We start from the raw sequence: 22,568 nt of genomic DNA on the forward strand, positions 1-22,568 counted from the left end.
GAAATGTGGTAAAATATAAGGCAGTGTTATCCAGCATTTCCCAAGCTTGTCGACTCTATGATCCTTGCAGGTGAACATCCATGGTTTATCTTATTCCGATTCAATATGCGCTAATGGTCTTTCCGTTTGCGGCTTTTTTGTTCTCGCTTCCTTTTCTGTTCTATCAATATTATACATACGGTTACATCAATCGAATCCGTGCCTTTGTATTGTATGCCCTTGTTTTGTATGTGCTAACGGCCTACTTCCTTGTCATTTTGCCTTTGCCAGACACTCGCGATACGTGCAGCACACTGTCAACAGATCGACTGCTGCTGCAAACGGACATGTTTCACTTTATTTCCGTGATTTCTCCTCACTTCGAGGGCAGTCCGACTGATCCGGCCACCTATCTCCGACTGGTGACAGAGCCAACCTTTTTGCAGGTGTTCTTCAATATTTGCCTGCTGGTGCCATTTGGCATGCTGCTGCGCTATTATTTCCGGCGGAAATGGCTGCGTACGGCGGCATTCTCCTTTGTGCTGTCGCTGTTTTTTGAATTGTCCCAGCTGAGCGGCCTCTATGGCATTTACCATTGTCCTTACCGCCTGTTTGATGTGGATGATCTGCTTATGAATACCTTGGGCGGCGTTCTCGGGTACTGGCTGGCACCTGTGCTGACCCGTTTTTTGCCGGACACTCGCACGCTGGATGAAGATGTGGATCTGGACACCTACCCGGTCGGCTTTGTCCGCCGCTTCCTGGCCTTCCTGATCGATGCCGTGGTGCTGTCTATGCCATCTGCGGCACTTCTGTACATGCAGCAGGCACCGCTCATTTTACTCCTGTTCGCCTTGTACTTTATTGTGTTGAATTATGGAACAAACGGATCGACGGTAGGAAAGCGATGGCTGCGCATTCAGTTGCATGGACCGGAGGCTCACCTTTCCTGGAAAGGACTATGTATCCGCTATGGCCTCATTTTCGGTGTGTGGGGCGGATCGCATGTTCCTTTGCTGATCTATGATCTTGCCGACTGGCCTGTGCCCTTTACCATCCTGTACCTCTCGATACTGTTTTTGATGAATGTGGTCGTCGTTATTGATCTGCTCAGTCGCATTTACCGCCCGAAAAAGCGGATGCTGTATGAGAAACTGAGCGGCACCTCGTATCGGATTCGGTCATAAGGCATAATTTCCTGGTATAGCCCCCTTGAAAATGGGTAATTAATCGAAAGATGTAACGAATCTGTTTCTCATTCGTCTATATGGATACAGGCAGTCTGGCAAAAACGTCAGATTGTACATGATTCACAAGGAGGACATGTTATGAACCGATCCAAGCAGTTGGCCGTCGTCGTCGCCATAACCGCTGTGATCGTAACCGGTTGTGGTCAGAATAACAATAATCTCAATCATACAGCAGTGAACAATTTGCCATCCAACAACTCTTCTTCCAATGAAGGCAGTAAGGGTCAAAATGAACCATCCGTCCCACCGGAAGAGCAGGCTCCAACGGAGGAGCAGATTGAAGAAACCAATGAAATCCAAAAACAAATCACGTTTTTTTACACCGATACCAATCTGATGAATATGTACCGGGTGGACGGTGAGATTACGGCTGAGTCCAAGGAAGAGCTTCCGCTTAAGGCCTTGGAAGCCTGGATAGCCGGACCGGAGCAGGAAGAGCTTGTTTCCTTGCTGCCATCAACCGTTGAGGTGCTGGATGTCTCGATAAAAGAAGATGTCGCCTATGTCAACTTTTCCGAGAACTTGCTAGAGACCAATGTAGGCTCTGGCGGCGAATTGTTCCTGATTGATCAGATTGCTCTGCTCATGAATCAGTTCGGTGCCAGCTCCACCCAAATTCTGATTGAAGGCAACATGCGGGAATCCCTGATGGGTCATGTCAGTACCAATCAGCCCCATCCTGCTCCAAATCCGGAGGATTTCGAATGGCTTCCGGTAGAGGATGACCCTTCCATGAGTGTGGAGCCAACCGATCCGGATGCCGCTCCTGCTACCTGAAGACAAATCGAAGATTCGCAAGCCCACCTGCTTTTTCCGTTTCGTCCGGAGAGAGCAGGTTTTTTCTTACCCAACAACGCGCACTAGCTGCCAGGCAAGAAATGAGTATGAAAACAAATCCATAGCACAATCGCACCAAATTCGGTAGAATGGGAACATGCAAATATACGATGAATGATTATCGGAGGTTTACAGATTTATGAGTTTATTAACCGTAGAAAAGTTGAGTCATACATTCGGGGACCGTATTCTGTTCAAGGACGTTTCCTTCCGTCTGCTCGAAGGCGAGCATGTGGGACTGGTTGGCGCGAACGGAGTAGGCAAATCCACCTTAATGAATATGTTGACCGGCCAGCTCATTTACGATGTTGGACGGGTAGAATGGACACCCGGGGTTCACTATGGCTATCTGGATCAGCATACCGTCCTGTCTCCGGGCAAGACGATGCGTGACGTATTAAAAGAAGCCTTCTCCCCCCTGCTGCGAAAAGAGGAAGAGTTAAACCGTATTACGGCCAAAATGGCAGATGCGGATGCCGATGAGCTGGAAACCCTGCTGGAACAGATGGGGGAAGTGCAAGAAGAACTGGAGAATTCGGGCTTCTATAACCTGGATGTGAAGGTAGAGGAGGCCGCGCACGGACTTGGACTTGATGCGATCGGGCTGGATCGCGATGTCGCGGCACTCAGTGGCGGACAGCGCACGAAGGTATTGCTGGCCAAATTGCTGCTGGAACAGCCGAAGGTGCTGCTGCTCGATGAGCCTACCAACTATTTGGACGTTGAGCATATCCGCTGGTTGAGTGACTATCTCAAAAACTATCCGTATGCCTTTATTCTCATTTCCCATGATACCGAATTCATGAATGGGGTCACGGATGTTATTTTCCATTTGGAATTTTCCAAGCTTACCCGCTACAAAGCGACCTATGAAAAATTTCTGGAGCTGGCGGAAATCAACAAAAACCAGCATCTGCAAGCTTACGAGAAGCAGAAGGAATTCATTAAGAAACAGGAAGACTTCATTGCCCGCAACAAGGCGCGTTATTCTACCTCGGGTCGGGCGAAGAGCCGTCAGAAGCAGCTGGATCGGATCGAGCGTATCGATCGACCGGAAACCGCCGCCAAGCCTACCTTTGAATTCAAGGAATCAAGGGCGAGCAGCCGTTATGTTTTCACAGGAGAAGCGTTGGAGATCGGCTATGACCGCCCCCTGCTTCCGCAAATGAACATGGCGATTGAGCGCGGTGAAAAAGTCGCCATCGTCGGCTGCAATGGTGTCGGAAAATCCACCCTGCTTAAAACGATGCTGGGCAAACTGCCACCGCTGCACGGAACAGTGGAACTGGGCGATTTCCTCACCCCTTCCTACTTTGAGCAGGAAGTAAAGGCCGGCACGCAAACTCCTATTGATTCTGTCTGGGAGCAATATCCGCATATGGATCAGCATCAGGTACGGGCGGCTCTGGCGCGCTGTGGTCTCAAAAATGAGCACATTACCCGTCCATTGAATCAGTTGAGCGGGGGCGAGCAGGCCAAGGTACGGCTTTGCAAGCTGATGCTGACAGAAAGCAACTGGCTTGTCTTTGACGAGCCGACCAATCATCTGGATATCACAGCCAAGGAAGAATTGAAACGCGCCATGAAAGCGTTCAAGGGCACCATCGTACTCGTATGCCATGAACCGGATTTTTATGAAGATTGGGTCACCAAAGTGTGGGACGTCGAGGAATGGTCCCAACAGGCTGCAATCTCAAGCGAATAAACCCGCAAGGAGGATGAAGGCATGCAGACAGCGGAGGTACTGGAACAGATCCGGGAGATTTCCGATCCCCGAGCGAGGGTGATATGGGAGCGAATGGGGATGCCCACCGAGCGTTATCTCGGGGCAGGACTGACCAAGCTTAAGCATCTATCCCGAAAGGTAGGACGCAATCACGAGCTTGCCCTCTCCTTATGGGACACTGAGATTCATGATGCACGCCTGCTCGCGGCCATGATTGAGGAGCCCAAGAAGGTGACGAAGGAGCAAATCGAGCAACAGGCGGACGATGGTCAAGGCTTCCTGTTCTTTGATCTGTCAGACAAGTATTGCACGGAATTGATCGCCAAAACGACGTATGTACCGGATTTCATCCAGGCATGGACCGATCATCCGCATGAATACCTGGAGCGAAGCACTTATATCCTCCTGAACGAATGGGCAAAGCGCAAAAAGCCAGTGGAGGATACATTTTTTCTTCCGTACCTCGACAAGATTGAAGCCGAGATCCAGCACGAGAAAAACTGGGTGAAGGAGGGCATGATCTATGCCCTCATGGGAATCGGTTCTCGCAACCCGCAGCTGAATGCCCGTGCGATTGAGGTATGTGAGCAAGTTGGACCTCTTATGGTCAATTACGGCGATACGTCCTGCGTCACGCCAGATCCGCTGAAAGTGTTGAAGAGCGACAAGGTACAGGCCAAGCTCTCCTCTTAATTGGAGTTTACAGACAAACAAGACCTTCCGTTTCGCCTGAGAAAAGGCATACAACGAGAAGGTCTTGTTTGATTGTTGCGTTATTTGGTTGTCAGGAGACAGGAATGTCTCCATTCTGTCCGCAGCGTCTACAGCTTGACGACCGTTCTTCCCTTCAGTTTGCCCTGCAAAATGAGCTGCATCGCTTCCGGCACTTCATCCAGACCGATTTCTCTGCCCACCCCGTCTTCCAGATGCTTCGGCTTGTCAGTGGAAGCGAGCCGTTCCCACACTTGCTTGCGAAGCTCCATCGGACAATACACCGAATCGATGCCCAGCAAATTGACACCTCTCAGAATAAACGGATACACCGTGGACGAAAACTCTCCGCCCCCTGTCAGGCCGCTCAGTGCCACAGAGCCGTTGTATGCGAGTGAACTGCATATATAGGAAAGGGTTGCACCCCCCACCGGATCGACTGCTCCTGCCCACTGCTGACGACGAAGCGGCTTGCCGTCCTGGGGAGCCACCTCTTCTCGCGACAGGATCTCACTGGCACCAAGCTGTTTGAGATACGCATGCTCGGATTCTTTCCCCGTTGCAGCGGTCACCTGATAACCCTTCTGAGCGAGAATATCCACCGCGACACTTCCTACTCCGCCCGTTGCGCCCGTGACCAGCACCGGTCCCTGTTCTGGTCGCAGACCATTTTGCTCCAACCGTAAAATGCTTAATGCAGCGGTAAAGCCGGCTGTTCCGAGGGTCATGGCTTCACGCATGGTGAGGCGCGCAGGCAATGGCACGACCCAATCCGCGCGTACACGGGCTATTTCACTGAATCCGCCGAAATGGGAAACGCCGAGCTCATAGCTCGTGACAATCACCTCATCCCCCTCTGCATACCGCTCATCACTTGATTGCAACACTACCCCGGCCAGGTCAATGCCCGGGATGAAGGGATATGATTTGACAATTCTGCCTGGTAACGAAGCAAGCCCATCCTTATAATTGACACTGGAATAGGCGACACGAATGACAACTTCTCCTTCGGGCAAATCATCCAGCTTCAGTTGCTGGATCGTTCCCCGGGTCTGATCGCCTTCCTGATGGAGCATCAAAGCCTGGAATGATTTCATCTGCATGCATCCTCTCTGTAGGTCGTTTCTCTCTGGTTGTATGGCAGGTTACCCGTCTATTGTAACGCTTATACATGTCCTTTGCTGTGATCTTTGCGTAAAGATACCCTTTTATATCTGATGAATAGGCGCGCAAGGACCTGTATACATGCATACAGGTCCTTGCCTCTTTTTATGATTTGCTAAGCAGTGCTTCAATCACCGGTTCCATATCAAGCGGTTCAGTCGTAGGCTCATAGCGGCCCACCACGTCTCCCTGCTGGTTGATGATGAATTTCGTGAAATTCCACTTTACATCATCCCCCTTCAGATTCTCGGGATACTTCTCCTCCAGGAAAGAAACCAGCATCTTGGAGCTGATTTTGGTCATATCGAATCCTTCAAACGGTGCTTTTTCAGTTAAGTATGCAAATAGCGGATGAGCTTGTGTTCCTTTGACCTTTACTTTTTCAGACAATGGGAAGGTCACCCCGTAATGAATAGAGCAAAACTCCTGAACCTCGGACTGGCTTCCTGGCTCCTGCTCATCAAACTGATTGCAGGGAAAACCAATGATCTCCAGACCTTGCCCCTGGTAACGCTCATACAGTTTCTGCAAATCACTGTATTGCGGCGTAAAACCACACTTACTGGCCGTATTGACCACGATCAACACTTTTTCCTTGTAATCGTTCAGTGAAACGGGCTCCCCGTTGATGGACGTAAACGTATACGAATAGATTGACATGTGTCTTCCTCCCGAGATGACTATTTTTCTACCTGATCGCCGGCCTGGTGAAGCAAAGCAAGCACCTGCTTCATCTGCATTAGCAGTTCCCGTGCCTCATTCGGCTCCATGCCAACCCGACAGGAGAGCTGATAGGGGATATCCTGTGCCTGGAGCTGCATCTCCTTGCCTTGCTCGGTCACATAAATACGGACATTCCGTTCATCTCCTGTGTCACGCATGCGGCGAATGACGCCCAGCTTCTCCAGTTTCTTCAATAGAGGAGTCAGCGTGCCTGAATCCAGCAGCAGCCTGTGCCCCAGTTCCTTTACCGTCAGTCCATCCTGCTCCCATAGCACGAGCAATGTCACATACTGCGTATAGGTAATCCCCAGCCCTTCCAGCAGAGGACGATACAGCCGGGTCATTTCCCGGGAACAGGCATAGATGGCGAAACAAAGCTGATGTTCCAGCTTCATGTCTGGTGCCAACTCTGACTCTGAATGGTTCATGCGCTCCCCTCCTTATATATTTGATCAAATTAAATTGTACACAATTTAATTTGTTGCATTCAATCTAGCACATTGGTTAGTTTACGTCAACTTCTTCCTATTCACCCATCTTTGTTTCACGCAGGTTTAACTCACATCTTGCGCTTCGCTGGATTCTGATCGCTGCTCCCACTGTACGGTTTTCTCATCCTGTATCCGCTGCAAATGCATTCGGCGGGCGATACGGATACACGGACGGACGACCAACTGTACACTGCCGAAAATATACAGCCAGGTCCCGATCAACTGGTACGATGAAAAGAAAGAGAAAATGCTGCCAGCCAGAAAAGCAATGGCAATCAGCATGTCATTGCTGATCGAGGCCATCTCATATCGGTTCTTAATGACCAAACGATGATTGCGAAATGTTAATACCAAGTCATAAGGCTCGATTTCCGTCTGTGGATCCTGCCGCGAAGGGTGAGGATGAGCGGACACAGTTACATTCCTCCTTTTGCGCCCGATGTCCTGATTGGCCGGGCAAGATCAATGACGAAGAGAACCATCGATAAACCGGATACCGATGGTTCTCTTCCGTAAGCACTGCTGTCGTTACCTGTTACCTACTTCATCAAAGGTAATCCCTTATCTATCATTTGTCACATGAATTCCACATTTACCTTCTCCGTTATTAAACGATGTCCGTTAAACGGTGACCTTATCGAGCGCCTTCAGCGTCTCTCGAATGAAGGCCGGCTCGTCTTTCGGTGTTCTGGAAGTAATCAGATTGCCGTCCACGACCACTTCCTCGTCCTTGAAGTTGGCCCCGGCATTGATCATATCGTCTTTTAACTGCGGATAGCAGGTCAGAGTACGGTCATGCAACAGATTCGCACTGATCAAAATTTGCGGTCCATGGCAGATCGCGGAGATCGGCTTCTGCTGCTGGTTCATCTTTTGTACAAATGTCTGAATAAAGCGATTCAGCCGCAAGTTTTCAGGGGAAGAACCACCCGGGATGACCACGGCGTCATATTCATCGGCATTGGCCTCTTCGATAGACAAATCCGTCTGATAGGACGCTTCTCCTTGCTTGCCTTCTACTGTGTCACCCTTGGTTAAACCAATAATGACGGCCTCATGTCCTGCTTCCTTCACGGCATCATACGGATTTTTCATTTCACTGTCTTCGAATTGAGGGCCTAACAGAAAAGCTACTTTTGCCATTTGAAATCTCACTCCTATTCATCCTGATTGTCTGTCACCCCTTCCATTACCCTGCCATCTCTTCCCTGAATCGAAGATTCCCTCGATAAAAATCGGTAGTTGTTTCCATGTTGTTTCCCGCTGTATAATATATAAAATAAGAATGATTCTAATTTACATCACAAAAAGGGTGAACAATTTGACGACCACAGCATATGACAAATTCAGCTCGAAACTGCTTACTTTTACTCTCATCGGTCTCATCCTGTCCAGCGTTCCGATTTTTGCTGTTTCTGCACTCACCGGCATGCTAACCTGGGCGAGGGTTGGGATTTTCGCCATCTGTGCCATAGCCCTCTCCGGCTTACTGTATGTCCTGTACCAACAATTTATGGCGTCTCCAAAATCGAAATATATCCTCTCAGCAGCAGCGTACCTGGCCTGCTTTACGATTATCTGGTTTGTTCCTTCTTCCCTTGCCTGGGCGATTATCTTTCTTTACGTACTGCTTACCCTGATTTATCTGGATACGAAAGTCATGGTTTATGGATTCGCCTACTCCCTGCTAGTCGTTACGATTCACCTCTTTTTCAATGACTATATTTCTTTTTCGGAAGGCATTGATTATCTCGTCGTTTACGCGGCGCTAATCATGGTCCAGTTGGCCGCGACCTGCGTCTGTGTCATCGGCAATCGCATGTTCAAGGATATCGAAAAGAAAAGCGTGGAAAACGAGCAACTGCTGGAACGTATTCAGCTATCCATCGATCATCTCGGTCAATTCGGTGAGCAGCTCAAGGAAAATGTAGAGGCGTCCAACCAGATTGCCAAGGATATTACGGTAGGCGTCAATGAAGTGTGTGCGGGCATTGAAACCCAGACTTCCAGCATCATTTCGATCAATGACTCCATCCTGGATGCCGATGCCTCTGTCGATGATGTGGTCGCACGGACCGCTGAACTGGAGACCCTGTCCCGAAGCACGCATACCGTCACCCGGCAAGGATCGGTCAAAATGTCCGAGCTGGAGCAGGAAATGACCCAGATTACCCGGCAAATGAACACAACGGTGGAAACGATGGCGTCGCTCAGTGAACAATCGCAAAAAATTAGCGGTATTTTGAAAACAATTGAAAACATCTCCAAGCAGACGAACCTGCTCTCGCTCAATGCTGCCATTGAAGCAGCCAGAGCCGGCGAGCATGGCAAAGGATTTGCGGTCGTGTCCAATGAAATTCGCAAGCTGGCTGCCATGAGCGAGACGGCTACGCGAGATATTACCGGCATTTTAATGACGATCGTCAACCAGGCCGATGAAGCCGTGGTGCAGACCCAGCAAGGACGGGACAAAGTCACGGAAGGTGAGCGTACGGTCAGAGAAGCCGGCGACATCTTCCGTACCATCCAGGCGCAATCGGAGGACGTATCCAGTCGAACCCTCGCGATCGAAACGAGAATGAAACAGCTCAAGGAAGGCTCCAGCGTCATCGTATCCGAAGCGGAGAATATGTCGAGCATTACGGAGCAATCAAGTGCGTCCTTCCAGGAAATCGCGGCCAGTGTCGAAACACAGTCGGCCCGCATTGCGAGCATCGCCTCTCATTTCACACAATTGGAGCAGCTGATTGCCGATTTGAAGAAACTGACGAAGGAGCAGGCTACCGCCAACACCACTGACCCTGCTGTCTCCTGATGGCTCATAATCGAAACAAATGGAGTAACCTCGGAACCGAGCGTCTCATCCATCTGATATCCGGACCCAAAAAACAAGCCCCCTCGGTGTGAGGGGGCTTGTTTTTGGCTTCCTGACAAGTTAAGACTGAGATATGACATTTCCTTCTGTCGGAATCGGATGCTCATTGAGCATGCGCGCAAAATGAATAAGGTTGTATGTCATAATTTTGGCATGCTGCATCGTAAATTCGTTCTTATGCCCTTCTGCCTCGATGTAGGAAGGCCCCGGTCCAGCTTCACCCACCCAATACGTATCTACATTGGGCGGTACCGTAAAGCCGATGTGCGACATGCCATACAGAATCGAGCTGGCAGCCTGCTTGGCTCCGTCCTCATTGCCCGTAATGACCACGCCACCGACTTTGTTGTAATACAGATACTGACCCTTTTCATTCGTCAGTCCACTGCCCCCGTACAACCTCTCCATCACGAGCGCAGCCAGACTGCTCTTCTCCCCGATCCATAACGGGGTCCCGATCAGGACAATATCGGCTTCTTTTACATGATCGAATATACGGGGCCACTCATCCCCATCCCCCATATCCTCGGAAATGCCGTAGGCAATGTGGTAATCCGCGACGCGAATTTGGGTGATCGCCACTTCTTTTTCCTGCATGATCTTAACCGATTCCTGGAGCAGGGCGTCCGTGTTGGAAGTCTCGTTTCCTTTTTTCAGTGAACAGTTCAGCAATACGGCTTTCAGTTTCTTCATCGTCTCTCCCCTGCCTTTCTTTTCTAAAACGGATCAGATCGCCTCAAAGTAATGGACACTGAACCACTGGCGTGGATCGGTCCACACTTGCTTCGATGCATACCCGCACTGGGAAGCAAGCTGTTGAAATTGATCAATGTCATATTTGTAGGAACTCTCGGTATGAATCGTCTCGCCTGCATGAAAATCAAACACATGATCTCCAATTCGAACCTGTTGATCGATAGCGCTGCGAATGTGCATTTCAATCCGGCCTTCCCTAGCGTTGTAGTATGCAAAATGCTCAAATTCCTCTAGCTGAAAGTCTGCATGCAACTCCCGATTCATTCTGCGCAAAACATTCAGATTGAACCGGGCTGTCACGCCCTGTCGGTCATTATAAGCTTCATGCAGCACCTGTACGTCTTTCTTCAGATCTACTCCGATAATGAAGCCATCGCCTGGCTCCAGCAGCTGGCGGGTCTGCTTCATCAGCAGCATCGCCTCCATCGGCTCAAAATTGCCGATGGTGGAACCAGGATAGAAGATGACCTTCTTCTGATTGCCAGGAATCGCAGGCAACTGAAGGGAACGTGTAAAGTCCGCGCAAACCGGAATAATCGGCAACTCGGGATAGGCCTCCGACAGGGAGGCGCACGCTTCACTTAGCATCTCCTGTGCAATGTCGATCGGCATGTAGCAAGACAGGGCCTCCAGCTCATTCAATAACAGCTTGATTTTTCTGCTGCTTCCACTGCCAAATTCAATGAGAGAAGCTCCGGCTCCAATCTGAGCGCACAAATCGGCGATACAGGACTGGAGAATGGCCATTTCCGTGCGGGTCACGTAATACTCCGAAACAGTCGTAATCTCTTCAAACAGCTTGGAGCCCTCTTCATCATAGAAATATTTAGGATGCAGTTTTTTTTGCTCTTGGCTAAGCCCGGACACCACATCCTGATAAAAACTCCGGGTCTGAAGGGGCAACCTGCGAGCTGAGGTCCGTTGTGGCATTTGCAGGGCCGCCGTTTGCAGGTCAGCTGTGGGCAGACTAGCGGTTCGTAACGTAGCTTCTAGCATTTGCCGTCACCTGCCAATCGAAAGCCGCTGAAGGCCCATCTCTTGTCTGGCGCGAAAAAATTCCGATAGGTTTCACGTATATGTGTTTGTGGTGTCACACAGCTTCCTCCTCTTAATACATAGGCATTGCACATAAACTTGGCATTGTACTCACCCAGCACCCCGTCAAAGGGCTTATTGCCCGGATAGGGGGTATACGGACTCTGCGTCCACTCCCAGACATCTCCGAATGCTTTATAGCTGCCGTCCTTTTCCTTTTGATATACGCTTGTCGGGTGGTAGGTCTCCAGTTCGGCAAAATGTCCCGATTGACTATGATGGCGAAACGCATGCTCCCATTCTGCTTCCGTCGGCAGCCTTTTGCCTGCCCATCTCGCGAAGGCATCGGCCTCATAATAACTGATATGGCACACCGGCTGATCCGGGTGAACCGGCTTCATCCCGCTCAACGTGAACGAATGCCACGTTCCGTCCTGCTTCTGTTCCCAGTACAAGGGATGGGTCCACGCCATTTTCTGAACCGTATCCCACCCTGCGGCCAGCCAGTATTCCCCTTTCTGATAGCCGCCATCTTCCATAAATGCGATGTATTCTCCATTCGTTACCGGCCTGGCCGCAAGGGAGTAATCCTCCAGCCAAACCGTATGTCTGGGCTTTTCATTGTCATAGGCGAAGCCTTGTTCCTCCCATCCCATCATCGTCTTGCCGCCTTCGAAGAATAGCCATTCCTGACCGGGCTGCACGGTATGAATCTCATCCACGACACGATCGGTCGCAGCATCCAAGGGATGATAGACGGGACGCAATGGATTGACGGAAAAGTTGTATTTGATGTCCATCAACAGCAACTCCTGGTGCTGCTGTTCATGATGGATGCCTACTTCCAAAATGGGCTCGAGCTCTTGCAACTTCTCTTCATCCGCTTCATTGATCAATTGCAGGACGTGTGCTTCTACATGCTCCCGATAAGCTTTGACCTGTTCGACCGTCGGTCTGGACAGCCATCCGCGATGCTTCTTCTCAAATGGATGCCCGTGTGTGATGTAATACGAGTTGAATAAGCCATCCAGCTTGGGTTCATACCATTCATAACCCTCCTGATGCGGAACAAGCATGAAAGCCTCGAAAAACCAGGTCGTATGTCCAAGATGCCACTTAACCGGACTGACATCCTCTGATGCCTGAATGACGTAATCCTCTGTGTATAGCGGCTTGACCAGTCTGTCCGTGGTCGCTCTGACGGCGAGAAACTGTTCTTTACGCAGATCCATCTGGTGATGAATCGGGGTTCCGGTTTGAATATGCACCACTCAGCCTCCTCCATAAATCAATGCTTGCGTACGATACGCACAACAAAATTCCTGATTACAATATTTCTGACTTAACCACAATATGCCAATGACGAACCATCTTTATGGGATGATTCCAGGCGATTTGGAAAAGCTATTCAGGTGAATGAAGGGAATATATCTATGAAACTGGAGGTTATTTTCATGAATACATTAATCTTGTATGCCCATCCCAATCCGCAAAGCTTCAATGCCGCGATTAAGCACACACTCCAGCATTCGTTGCAGGAACAGGGGAGTGAGGTTCGGATTCGCGACTTGTATGAGATGAGATTCAACCCTATTCTCAGTGTCGATGACTTTAACGAATATGCACAGAAATCGTTGCCGGCCGATGTGAAAGAAGAGCAGGAACACATCGCTTGGGCGGAGCAGCTCATTCTCCTGTATCCCACATGGTGGATCAGCATGCCCGCCATATTGAAAGGATATGTTGACCGGGTATTCACGAACGGTTTTGCATTTCGCTATACGGAGAGCGGAGCAGAAGGGCTACTTACCGGCAAGAAAGCGCTGGTCTTTCAAACATGCGGGCAGCCTGAGCAAGTGTTACAGCAATATGGCTTGATTGAGCCGCTTCGCATTTCCATCGATACCGGTATACTTGGTTTCTGCGGCATCGAGACGCTCGCTCATGAAATCTTTTATGAAGTCCCGACGATCACTGATGACGACCGCAAGCAAATGCTGGATAAAGTGAAGGGAATCATTCAAGCGCAACAAAGCACCGTTCACTAAGCTGCCTATTTTTTTTAAAAAAAATATCGACATCGTGGTTTCAACTCTGAGTCACTGGGTAAGAAGTAGGTGCAGCAAACAAAAACAGAGAGATAGACACTGAGAGGAGAATGAAAATGACGAAGAAGTGGATGAGTATTTTACTGACTTTGGTTCTGAGTGTATCGATGGCTGCTTTGGCCGGATGCGGAAATAACGAGGCGGCAAACAATGAGAACATCATTATCGAGAACAATGAACCGACGACTGTACCTGAAGAAGGGGACACTAACGTAGACGTGGATGTTCCTGAGCCGGATGTAGACATGCCGGAATTGCCAGACACAGATGTGGATGTAGACATGCCGGAAAACGACATGGAAACTGACGGTGAAGCTGGCGGAGAAGTAAATCCGTAAGCGAGAGCATGAAACGAGCACATCGTGATATAAGATCAGGATGGACAATCAAATGAAATGACATTGCTGCATACATGAAACCGCTTTGGATGGGATAAGCCTCCAAAGCGGTTTTTATTTGCTGTGCGTTTATTCCTGTTGTTTATTCCTGCTGTTTATTCCTGTCTTCTGTTCTTTGCATTCATCATGTTCATCTATTTCTGTTATTTAAGAAAGGTTCGACTCCTTTACAGAATGGAACGGATGATACCACCCTCGACACGCTGGGCATGGCCATTAATGGCAGAGGCACGATCGGATACGAGGAAGGATACCGTGTCTGCCACCTCTTCCACAGTGGCGAAGCGTTGAATGAGCGACGTCGGCTCATTGTTGCGGAAATAAGATTCGGTAAATGGCTCAAGCGACTGGTTCTCGGCTGCAGCGGCACCCTTCATGTAGCCTTCCACCCCTTCTGTCCACGTTGGCCCCGGCAATACGCTGTTCACCGTGACCTTCGTTCCCTTGGTACGCTCAGCCAGTCCTCTGGCCAGGGTAATCAGGGCCGTCTTGGTCACCGAATATGGAATCATTTGCGGGAGCGGCTTCACGCCAGCTTCGCTCGCAATCATGACGATTCGTCCCTGATTGCGCTCCAGCATGTTAGGCAGGTAGTGACGGGACATTCTGACAGCACTGATGACATTGGCGTTCATGTAATGCATCCATTCCTCGTCCGGTATGTCTTCGAATGCTTTCACTTCAAAGATGCCCATATTATTGATCAGGATGTCTACCTCCCCGTGCTGATCAATCTGAGCCAACAAGGATTGGGTACTGTCAGCATCGCCCACATCCCCCGCCAGTCCAATGACCTCGCCGCCCTCCGCGACATGGTCAGACAAAGATGCAACGGTCTGATCGACCCGCTCCTGTGTACGACCATTGATGATCACTTTTGCGCCTTCCTGCAACAACGATTGGGCAATTGCCTTGCCGATGCCTGAGGTCGATCCTGTTACGACGGCAAGTTTGCCTGCTAAACCCAAGTTCATATATCTATGTTCCTTTCTTTATTTAGTATGGTAACGTACAGCCCTCATTCGCTTTCATAGCACTTCCATCATACAACCTCATTAACCTTCACTGTCTGAATTAGCCTGTACGTTTTCGATCTCTTTCATTCTACTGCAATTGAATACTAGTATACAAGTCCTGTAGACCTGAGTGAAATATCCAGAAAAAACAAGCCTGACGAACGTGTAAAGTTCATCAGGCTTGCTTCGGTAACTAATCGGTTGTCTTGGCAATTTTGACGAGCATATGAGCCAGCATGTGCTGCTCTTCCTTCGTGCCCACCTGCCACAATTCGCTCAACAGCTTTTCCTCGCGGTTGCGCGGAGCCTCGTGCTTGGACAAGTAATCTCCCATCTTCTGGGCCACTACAGCCAGTTGTTCCTCGCTCAGACCCAGACGCTGCGCCAGGTTTATTTTATCTGCCAAATACCTTCTGAAAGAGGTGAAGTTGGCGAGAATCTCTTCTTTCTCCTGTCCGTCTACATCTTCTACCTTATCAAAAACCTGATCAAGAATCGTGTTCAGTTTCTCATCTTTTTCTTCTGTGCGTACTTGATTGTTCATGTGTATCCACCTTCCTAATCAAAGTATGAGCTTATCACTCTAGTTAGGACATACCCACATGATGCCAAGTACGAAACAGGAAACAGGAAAGCTCGTTGCCTTACTTCATTGAATGAGCAGGTGATCAATATACAGATTGGCTTCTCCACTGCTGTCGGCCGGACATGAGAATTCGATCCCGATTTCCTTGATATCCCCGACATTCGCCACCGTACTCAAGTCAAGCGATAATACTGTTCCCGCAGAGGTCACCGCCACACTGCCTGAATCATGCCACGTCCAGCCACTCCCCGTCTTCACAAACAGTTTGGCTGTCACGCCAGACCCGTATTGGCCAGCTTCCCCCTGTTTCACCGTAGCCTGCAAGGTTGTTTTTCCGGTAAAATCATAGCTTTTGGTCAATTTGACCTCCACTTGTTTATTACCCAGCAGGACAGGAGCTTTTAGCGAGGAAGAGCCATGCGCACTCCAGTCCGCTGAAACGGCCAGATCCCCATTCACGTTATTTCCGCTCCAGTTCTCGGTCGATCCCTCGAAATCCGCCAGAATCGGGCCTGTATCATCTGATCCGCTGTCACCACCGGCTCCGGAGCCGCCATCTCCACCAGTGCCTGTTCCATCCGCACTAACGATGATGTCATCAAAATAGAGAACGCCTGATATGGTGTCCACCCCGGCTTGGGCATTCACATAAATCGAGAATTTCTGAATGTCCTTCAGGTAATCGCCTTCCAACCGTGCAGTCTGATTGGATTCCCATCCAGCCGGTCTGAATTCACTGAACGGAATTTCGACCAGTCGGCCTGTCGTTTCGGCCAGTGACGGATACGCTTCAAAATGAACGCCACCCGCATTCACCTGAATGACAAGCTTCTGATCCTGCCCATCCGGCACCAGCCAGAACTGCAATTGATTGAATGGTGTCCAGTCGATGCCAGAGAACGTTTTGCTGCGCCCGCCATATCCAGCTGCATCAATATTGTAGGCGTATGCCAGCCCATAAGACCCTTCATAGGCCTGTTCTTCGCTTAGCGTCAGGGTGACGGCATCCCCATTACTCGTGTAGCTCTCACCCAATACGCCATTGTCTCCGTTATAGCTTTCAAAATCATCGATCAAGGAAGGATCTTGCTGCGGTTCTTGCTCAACCCGGTAAAAGACCACATTGTCTATATACACCGGTCCGCTATAATTCCAGTCGTTGGAGACCAGCGCAAGTACCAGATCCTTCACATTCGGCTGTGCGGTAAAATCTATGGTCACGGTATAGCTGAGCATCCCATCGACTGGAGTGAAATCATCCAGTTGAATCTCAGTCATGCCTTCGCCGAGCTTCACAAATCCATCCGGCTCCAGATAGGCAATTGCATAAGGCTTGAATAGACTGTCCGGCGTCCCTTGTGGCATCAAAATGTCATATTGAATGCGATTGACGTGCGGCATATATACAGTTTGGTGGACAGAAGGAAGCTTGACCTTCAGCTCCTGATACGTCCAGTTGCTGTCATTGCCGTCATCCGTCATTTCGACATCGAGCTGGATGGCGCCACCATTTCCTGCTGCTGCAGTATGGGAAACCGTGCCGCTGCCACTGCCTGCCGCAACCCAGGACCCTTCGTAGCTCGCGCCTTCGTCTGTCCCGGTAAAGTCAAAGCGATCGATCAACGTTTCCGCGTAGATGATAACTGTGGCCGTATCCGTGACGCTGCTGCTATCCTGCAGATAGGCGGTCACGGTCACTTCCGCTTCTCCCCCGTTCTGCTCGGCTGTTGGCATCCATACCGCCTCATAATAACCGCTCGCTGCCAATTCCATGTTGACTTCGTCGGCCCCATCTACCGAGTAGGCTACACGCGTAACCTCCTGATCAAATACGCCTGCGCGTACCGTGATCTCTCCCGTTACCTTTTGCCCATTTGTCGGGGTCACCATGTACATGAACGGATCTTTCTCGGCTGTATCCACATCGAGCGTATAGACATCCTGCAGACGATCATTGAAGGATGTATACGGATCATTGTAAAAGCGGATGAAATCAGCCAGCATTTCATTATTTCCGTACACCGGATGATTGCGGTACGGTACCCAGAAATGATCCATGGACCCATTGCGCCATGTCAGCAGATAGGTTACATTTCTCGCATCCTCGTCCGCCTTTATTTTCTCCAGCAAATCGGTGAACCAGTTCACGTTTTTGTTGCCGTTAATCAGAACTCCGCTGTTGTTGTCCTTCGGACCGACTTCCGTCAGCGCGGATATCTTCCCTCTTTCTTCCGCAATTCGCGAAATCATAGCCGCATCTTCCACTAATCCGTCCATCCAGCCTTCCGTAAAGGTGCCATCATATTGATCCATGCCGATCATATCGACATATTCATCACCCGGATAACGCTGCAGATAATCTTCTTCCCCGTGGAAAGGACCGTTTGGTGAATACGCATAGAGGAAATTGTGTACGCCTTTCACATCTCGCAAATACTCCACGGTGTAACGGAAAATATTTTTGTACTCGCTTACGCTGGAATACGGGGCTCCCCACCAGAACCAGCCGCCATTATTTTCGTGAAACGGTCTGAAAATAACCGGAATCCATTCTCCCTGATCATCCTTCAGTCCGTTGGCAAAATCGGCGATCATATCCAAATAGGCATTGTATTCACTATGCTTCGCTCCGCCCGGCAGAATTTGCTCTACGACGCGGGAGGTGCCATACATCGAGTCACCGGTTACGAAGTTTGGCATATGCGCACTCAAGGTCAGGATACCGTCGCGCTCATAGGCCAGCTTCATTACTTCTGCCGTCGCTTCCGGTGTGAAAGGTTCCTCATTTCCGGTCAGGGACAAGGTATCCCATCCATATACAGCGGGAAATGCGCCTACCGCATTTTTCACATCGGATTCGGTTCCGTCCCCTTGGGAGATCGTCAGTCCCTGTGTCGTAGCATGCTGATGACCGAACAGCATCGTGTCTCCCGTAATATTTTTCAAGTATGCGAAGAGTGATCTGGTTTTGGCGGAAGCCATTTCGTCCACCAGTACGACATCGCTTTCATCAAAATCAGCGGTATCGATAGCAGGCTGGTTCGGGTCCGGTTCCACTTCCAATTCTTCATCCGTTCCACCAAGTGGTGCCTGAAGCAGCTTCACATTATCGATATAAATCGGACCGGTATAGCGAAGTCCAGATGAAACGAGTCCGATATACAGCTTGGATTTGCCTGCTGCCTGATCTGGAAGCAAGATATTCTCAACCGTGAACTTGCCCAGCGTCAGATCGCCCATCTGAACCGTTTCCAATTGGGAAACACTCTTGATATTGACGCCTTCGCCAATCTTGTTCCAGTCATCGGTCTGCTGGACCACCAAATAAGGCTTCAGCTTGCTATCCGGATAATCAGCCAAATCCGATCCGTTCAGATCCCAGTAAGCATCAAACACAATTTTGGTGGCTTGCGCAAGCTGCGGAACCTCTACGTGCTTGATCCGCACTTCCTGCCAGCTCTGTGTATCATCGGTTATAGCGGCATTTAGCTGCAAGGCGCCGTCACCTACAACGTCGGTGTGCGTAAGCGCAGGGTCGCCAAACTCGGCTTTCCAGGTTCCATCCTGCTCCCAACCCTCTACACCTGAATCAAACGTGAACGTGCGAAGTACGGTCGGTTCTGTAGTCGGTCGTCCCCCTGTTCCCGGAGTAGGAGTTGCGGGCTTGGCAGACTCGCTAACTTGACCTTTCTTGACCGTGTGTGTGCCTTTGCCAACCGTTTGGCCGTTGATCTTGATTCCTTCCACTCGAATATCGAGCTGCTCAATCGATCCCTTAATGTTCAGTTCGATCCCCGCAGCAGACTCGTCGATAATCAGCTTTTCGATCGTGACCCCTTCCTCTACTTCAACAAGGGCATCATGGGTGACGAGCAATTCATCCAACTGGGTCTGCCCGGATGCTACGATTCGAACTTTTCCCTGTTTCCTCTGCACCTGAAGGGTACCGGCCGTCACATCTTCCAACTTAACGGTATTCACACCGCCGCCTTCAATGAAGATCGTGCCTCTCACCTGAACGTTCTGTAGTGCAGCATCTCCCTCCCCGATTCCTTCCGTGAGGTAGAGATTTCCTTCGATCGTCATATTCTTCAATTGAACATCCGCTTGATTGACCAGGACATGACCCTTTACGGTTTCGTTGCCATAAGTCCCAGCGCGGTTATAAAGCTTCGTCACCAGTCGATCCATCAGCGCGAGCGCTTCTGCCCGTGTCAAGGATGCCTGTGGCCATATCGTGCCATTTGGATACCCTTTGATCCAGTCGTTTTCTGCGAATAGCTGCATAGCTGGCCGCGCATAAGGCTGAATCTCTGCATGGTCTGAAAAGGCAGACAGGCTAAGGACGGCATCAGACGCATCCGCATCGGCCTTCAGCTTAAATACACGTGCCAGCAAGGAGACCGCTTCCTCGCGTGTCATCGCTTTTCTGGCACCGGACGTTTGATCCGGATAGCCTGCCATATAACCGGCAGCTGTCGCTTTGGACAGGTCCTCTGCAAACCAGTCTGATTCGTTTACATCTGTAAACTTCAGCTCCGCTGTTTCGGTGAAACCGAACAGGCGGTTGATCAGGGCTGCCATCTCCGCGCGTGTCACCGCTGCATCAGGATGCAGTTTCCCCTTTTCATCCCCTAGCAAAATCCCATAGGACTGCCACTTATCCAGGCTGGCTGTCGCCCAATGTCCCTTTTCCTGCGAGCTTGATTGCGTATTTTGTGCATAGGCTGGCATGCCCGCTGTCAAGACAAGCAGCAGTGCCAGCAACATAGCAAGACCTTTTTTACCTGTTCGCAATGGTCTCATATTCATCCTCCCTTTATGCTGTTCAGTCTAAATTGTAAGCGCTTTAACCTGATGTAAGTTCAGTATACGAGAGGGTCTGGAGCGTGACCATAGTCTTGGGTTGCCAAATCTGGTCTTGGATTTGGATATGCAGTCTTCGATTGACATCGATCCGGATATCGAGAATTTTTCCCACAAAAAAACACCGACTTCAGTCGATGCTGTCTCTTTCTGTCTCGGGGACTCTATCAGGAATCTCTATGGGGATGCGATGGGAGATCCAAAGGGGCTCTATGATTTGGAAGAAAAATATGGCGCGCTAAAATGCGCCCCCTGATGGCGATACTGGTTCATAATCCAAATGAGCACTCGTTCCGGAACCCGCTTTGGAAAACGACCCGTTGCATAATACCGATCATAGGCTTTTTTCAAATCGGACCACTTGCTACATGCCTTGGGTGTAGAAAAACGGGCGAGGTCAATGATGATAATGTTCTGATCCGGTGTGAGCAATATATTTTTTAAATGAATGTCTGAAGGGAACAGGCCTTTTGTTTCTGCATGGGAAAGGGCTTCATCCACTTGCGCGACCATTTCCTCTGTGATGGGTACACCTTCTATTAAACATTGATAGAAAGTCATGCCATCAATATAATCAAGCAACAAATAACCGTCGTTAGCTTCATGCAGCCTGGGATAGGCAAGATGCGAACCCAGTTGGCGATAGGCTGAAGCCTCTTCTCTCCCATCCTTCCAAAACAGGGGATGAAAGATTTTCAGTGCCAGCCGGGGATGACCTTCCAGCCGGAACACCGCCGCACTTCTGCCAACCCCGATTGGTTGAAGAAAAGAGGGATGAGACTGTACGCGGATGTAATCCCCCTGCTTGCCTGCATGCAATTGTACCTGATTCACCCACTCACGCACATCCATCATTCCTCTGCCTCTTTCCTGTCTATCTACCGATTAGCCGGGTCTGGTCTGTCAACCTTGCTATGCTGGATTCATCCTATCATACGTTCAGCCCTTCTGCCGGTTTCATTGCATTCGTGATAGCAGTTGGACGTCAGGACAATAGCTTGGCTGCCCAGTTCCAGATCTGTCCTCCGAAATAAACACCGAAAATTCCGACTACACCAGCCAAGACTGGAGGCGCAGGAAGCGGCAGCTTAATCGCTTTGAATACGATGCCGATAATGATCCCTGCCAGCAGGCTTAACCCTATTTCTTTCATGCCCTTTCACCTCCCTGTGCATTTCTGTCAACAACCTTTCTCGCCACGGGCTCCGCATCGCAGCCTGACTCCCGTTGGGCTGATCCCGTTCGTTAGGCTAATCGTTCCCTTTATCTCTATCATGCGTGTTCCACCCAGGCCTCATTCATTTTCAGGCGGGCATGCATCATTTCTGAAAAAGAAGACATACTACCCAGGAATCACCATATTTTGATGTAGGAGGAACCGATCACAATGGCTTATCAACCTTATGCCCGGCCACAGCCGTCTAACGAGTATGCAACCCCACCAATGAATATGCAGAGTTCTGGCAACCTTGCCCCTCAGCAGCATCACGGTGGTCACGAGATGTTTGATGCCCATGAAGTCCTTGCGACGTTCATTAACGTACTGGATCAGTATATGATCTTTGATCAGTTTATACAGGATCAGGAACTGAAGCAGATTTTGAATCGCCAATATGGCTTTATGACTGACCTGTACAACATCTGCGTCCAGACTTTCTCTACCGGTCAGGACCCTTCCCACCCTACCCAAACCTACCACATGACGCAGAACAATCAAGTCTACTATGGCACACAGCCGTCTCAGCCGAAGAAACCGAATCAGACCATCCATGACGTCAGCGATCAGGGATTGTCCGCTTACATGCTGGGCCTGATCAAATCTACGGCCTCCCTGCTTGCCATGACTGCGCTTGAAATGACCAATCCGGTCCTTCGTCGCATGCTCGCAGACAGCGTACCTAACTTTATCGAAATGGGTTACGAAATTTTCCTGTATCAGAACAAGCATCATTATTATCAGGTACCGCAGCTCGCGCAGCAAGAAATGAATCAAATGCTGGGCAGTTTCACACAGGCACAGGCCAATCGCCCCGTCATGATGTAGGTC

Annotated in this window: 21 protein-coding genes; 8 read left to right on the forward strand and 13 right to left on the reverse strand. The window is 49.9% G+C overall.

Annotated features, from left to right (window positions below; translation table 11 throughout):
* Positions 1-80: 80 nt before the first annotated feature.
* From ACFSUC_RS18260 to ACFSUC_RS18275, 4 genes are all read left to right on the forward strand, one after another.
* Complete coding sequence (locus tag ACFSUC_RS18260) at positions 81-1,166, forward strand: VanZ family protein (protein ID WP_379931081.1); 1,086 nt, start codon at positions 81-83, stop codon at positions 1,164-1,166.
* Between the two features lie 141 nt (positions 1,167-1,307).
* Entirely contained in the window at positions 1,308-2,006 is a 699-nt protein-coding gene (locus tag ACFSUC_RS18265) for a GerMN domain-containing protein (protein ID WP_379931082.1), read from the forward strand.
* A gap of 199 nt (positions 2,007-2,205) precedes the next feature.
* Complete coding sequence (abc-f, locus tag ACFSUC_RS18270) at positions 2,206-3,771, forward strand: ribosomal protection-like ABC-F family protein (RefSeq protein ID WP_379931083.1); 1,566 nt, start codon at positions 2,206-2,208, stop codon at positions 3,769-3,771.
* A gap of 21 nt (positions 3,772-3,792) precedes the next feature.
* Positions 3,793-4,485 (forward strand): DNA alkylation repair protein, encoded by a 693-nt coding sequence (locus tag ACFSUC_RS18275; protein ID WP_379931084.1) that lies wholly within the window; start codon positions 3,793-3,795, stop codon positions 4,483-4,485.
* A gap of 128 nt (positions 4,486-4,613) precedes the next feature.
* Here ACFSUC_RS18275 and ACFSUC_RS18280 read toward each other — a convergent pair whose 3' ends face one another.
* The 5 genes from ACFSUC_RS18280 to ACFSUC_RS18300 all read right to left on the reverse strand — a co-directional run bounded on the left by ACFSUC_RS18280 (position 4,614) and on the right by ACFSUC_RS18300 (position 8,024).
* Entirely contained in the window at positions 4,614-5,600 is a 987-nt protein-coding gene (locus ACFSUC_RS18280; RefSeq protein ID WP_379931085.1) for an NADPH:quinone oxidoreductase family protein, read from the reverse strand.
* Positions 5,601-5,772: 172 nt separating this feature from the next.
* The gene (locus ACFSUC_RS18285; protein ID WP_379931086.1) at positions 5,773-6,327 is read right to left on the reverse strand and encodes a glutathione peroxidase; all 555 of its coding nucleotides are present in this window, start codon (positions 6,325-6,327) and stop codon (positions 5,773-5,775) included.
* Between the two features lie 20 nt (positions 6,328-6,347).
* A complete protein-coding gene (locus tag ACFSUC_RS18290; protein WP_379931087.1) occupies positions 6,348-6,818 on the reverse strand; it encodes a MarR family winged helix-turn-helix transcriptional regulator in 471 nt (156 codons plus the stop codon).
* Positions 6,819-6,944: 126 nt separating this feature from the next.
* Positions 6,945-7,295 (reverse strand): YrhK family protein, encoded by a 351-nt coding sequence (locus tag ACFSUC_RS18295; protein ID WP_379931088.1) that lies wholly within the window; start codon positions 7,293-7,295, stop codon positions 6,945-6,947.
* Positions 7,296-7,502: 207 nt separating this feature from the next.
* The gene (locus ACFSUC_RS18300; RefSeq protein WP_379931089.1) at positions 7,503-8,024 is read right to left on the reverse strand and encodes a type 1 glutamine amidotransferase domain-containing protein; all 522 of its coding nucleotides are present in this window, start codon (positions 8,022-8,024) and stop codon (positions 7,503-7,505) included.
* 178 nt (positions 8,025-8,202) lie between these two features.
* Here ACFSUC_RS18300 and ACFSUC_RS18305 point away from each other — a divergent pair, with 178 nt between their 5' ends.
* Positions 8,203-9,696: a methyl-accepting chemotaxis protein gene (locus ACFSUC_RS18305; protein ID WP_379931090.1), complete on the forward strand. Its 1,494-nt coding sequence runs from the start codon at positions 8,203-8,205 to the stop codon at positions 9,694-9,696.
* A 120-nt stretch (positions 9,697-9,816) separates the two neighbouring features.
* Here the strand turns inward: ACFSUC_RS18305 and ACFSUC_RS18310 are convergent, their stop codons facing one another.
* From ACFSUC_RS18310 to egtB, 3 genes are read right to left on the reverse strand one after another with little or no spacing between them, the layout of a single operon-like run.
* Entirely contained in the window at positions 9,817-10,449 is a 633-nt protein-coding gene (locus ACFSUC_RS18310; protein WP_379931091.1) for a flavodoxin family protein, read from the reverse strand.
* 33 nt (positions 10,450-10,482) lie between these two features.
* Positions 10,483-11,508 carry an L-histidine N(alpha)-methyltransferase gene (gene egtD, locus ACFSUC_RS18315; RefSeq protein WP_379931092.1) on the reverse strand — a complete coding sequence of 342 codons (1,026 nt, stop codon included), beginning with the start codon at positions 11,506-11,508 and terminating at the stop codon, positions 10,483-10,485.
* Complete coding sequence (egtB, locus tag ACFSUC_RS18320; RefSeq protein WP_379931093.1) at positions 11,502-12,815, reverse strand: ergothioneine biosynthesis protein EgtB; 1,314 nt, start codon at positions 12,813-12,815, stop codon at positions 11,502-11,504. The genes egtD and egtB overlap by 7 nt, the downstream gene beginning before the upstream one ends.
* Positions 12,816-13,001: 186 nt before the next feature.
* Here egtB and ACFSUC_RS18325 point away from each other — a divergent pair, with 186 nt between their 5' ends.
* Both ACFSUC_RS18325 and ACFSUC_RS18330 read left to right on the forward strand, forming a co-directional pair.
* Positions 13,002-13,595, forward strand: coding sequence for an NAD(P)H-dependent oxidoreductase (locus ACFSUC_RS18325; RefSeq protein WP_379931094.1), 594 nt, complete (start codon positions 13,002-13,004; stop codon positions 13,593-13,595).
* Between the two features lie 116 nt (positions 13,596-13,711).
* Positions 13,712-13,993 carry a hypothetical protein gene (locus ACFSUC_RS18330; RefSeq protein WP_379931095.1) on the forward strand — a complete coding sequence of 94 codons (282 nt, stop codon included), beginning with the start codon at positions 13,712-13,714 and terminating at the stop codon, positions 13,991-13,993.
* Positions 13,994-14,220: 227 nt separating this feature from the next.
* On the opposite strand, the gene ACFSUC_RS18335 is transcribed toward ACFSUC_RS18330, so the two are convergent.
* The 5 genes from ACFSUC_RS18335 to ACFSUC_RS18355 all read right to left on the reverse strand — a co-directional run bounded on the left by ACFSUC_RS18335 (position 14,221) and on the right by ACFSUC_RS18355 (position 21,674).
* Positions 14,221-15,027 carry an SDR family NAD(P)-dependent oxidoreductase gene (locus tag ACFSUC_RS18335; protein WP_379931096.1) on the reverse strand — a complete coding sequence of 269 codons (807 nt, stop codon included), beginning with the start codon at positions 15,025-15,027 and terminating at the stop codon, positions 14,221-14,223.
* 235 nt (positions 15,028-15,262) lie between these two features.
* A complete protein-coding gene (locus ACFSUC_RS18340; RefSeq protein WP_379931097.1) occupies positions 15,263-15,613 on the reverse strand; it encodes a DUF3243 domain-containing protein in 351 nt (116 codons plus the stop codon).
* Positions 15,614-15,718: 105 nt separating this feature from the next.
* On the reverse strand, positions 15,719-20,461 hold the full coding sequence (locus ACFSUC_RS18345) for a glycosyl hydrolase (protein WP_379931098.1): 4,743 nt from the start codon (positions 20,459-20,461) through the stop codon (positions 15,719-15,721).
* Between the two features lie 270 nt (positions 20,462-20,731).
* Positions 20,732-21,376, reverse strand: coding sequence for a hypothetical protein (locus ACFSUC_RS18350; RefSeq protein ID WP_379931099.1), 645 nt, complete (start codon positions 21,374-21,376; stop codon positions 20,732-20,734).
* A 130-nt stretch (positions 21,377-21,506) separates the two neighbouring features.
* Positions 21,507-21,674: a XapX domain-containing protein gene (locus ACFSUC_RS18355; protein ID WP_379931100.1), complete on the reverse strand. Its 168-nt coding sequence runs from the start codon at positions 21,672-21,674 to the stop codon at positions 21,507-21,509.
* A gap of 291 nt (positions 21,675-21,965) precedes the next feature.
* Here ACFSUC_RS18355 and ACFSUC_RS18360 point away from each other — a divergent pair, with 291 nt between their 5' ends.
* A complete protein-coding gene (locus ACFSUC_RS18360) occupies positions 21,966-22,565 on the forward strand; it encodes a spore coat protein (RefSeq protein WP_379931119.1) in 600 nt (199 codons plus the stop codon).
* Positions 22,566-22,568: the final 3 nt, after the last annotated feature.

It is taken from the genome of Marinicrinis sediminis (genome assembly GCF_042685085.1).
GTDB classification, from domain to species: domain Bacteria; phylum Bacillota; class Bacilli; order Paenibacillales; family KCTC-33676; genus Marinicrinis; species Marinicrinis sediminis.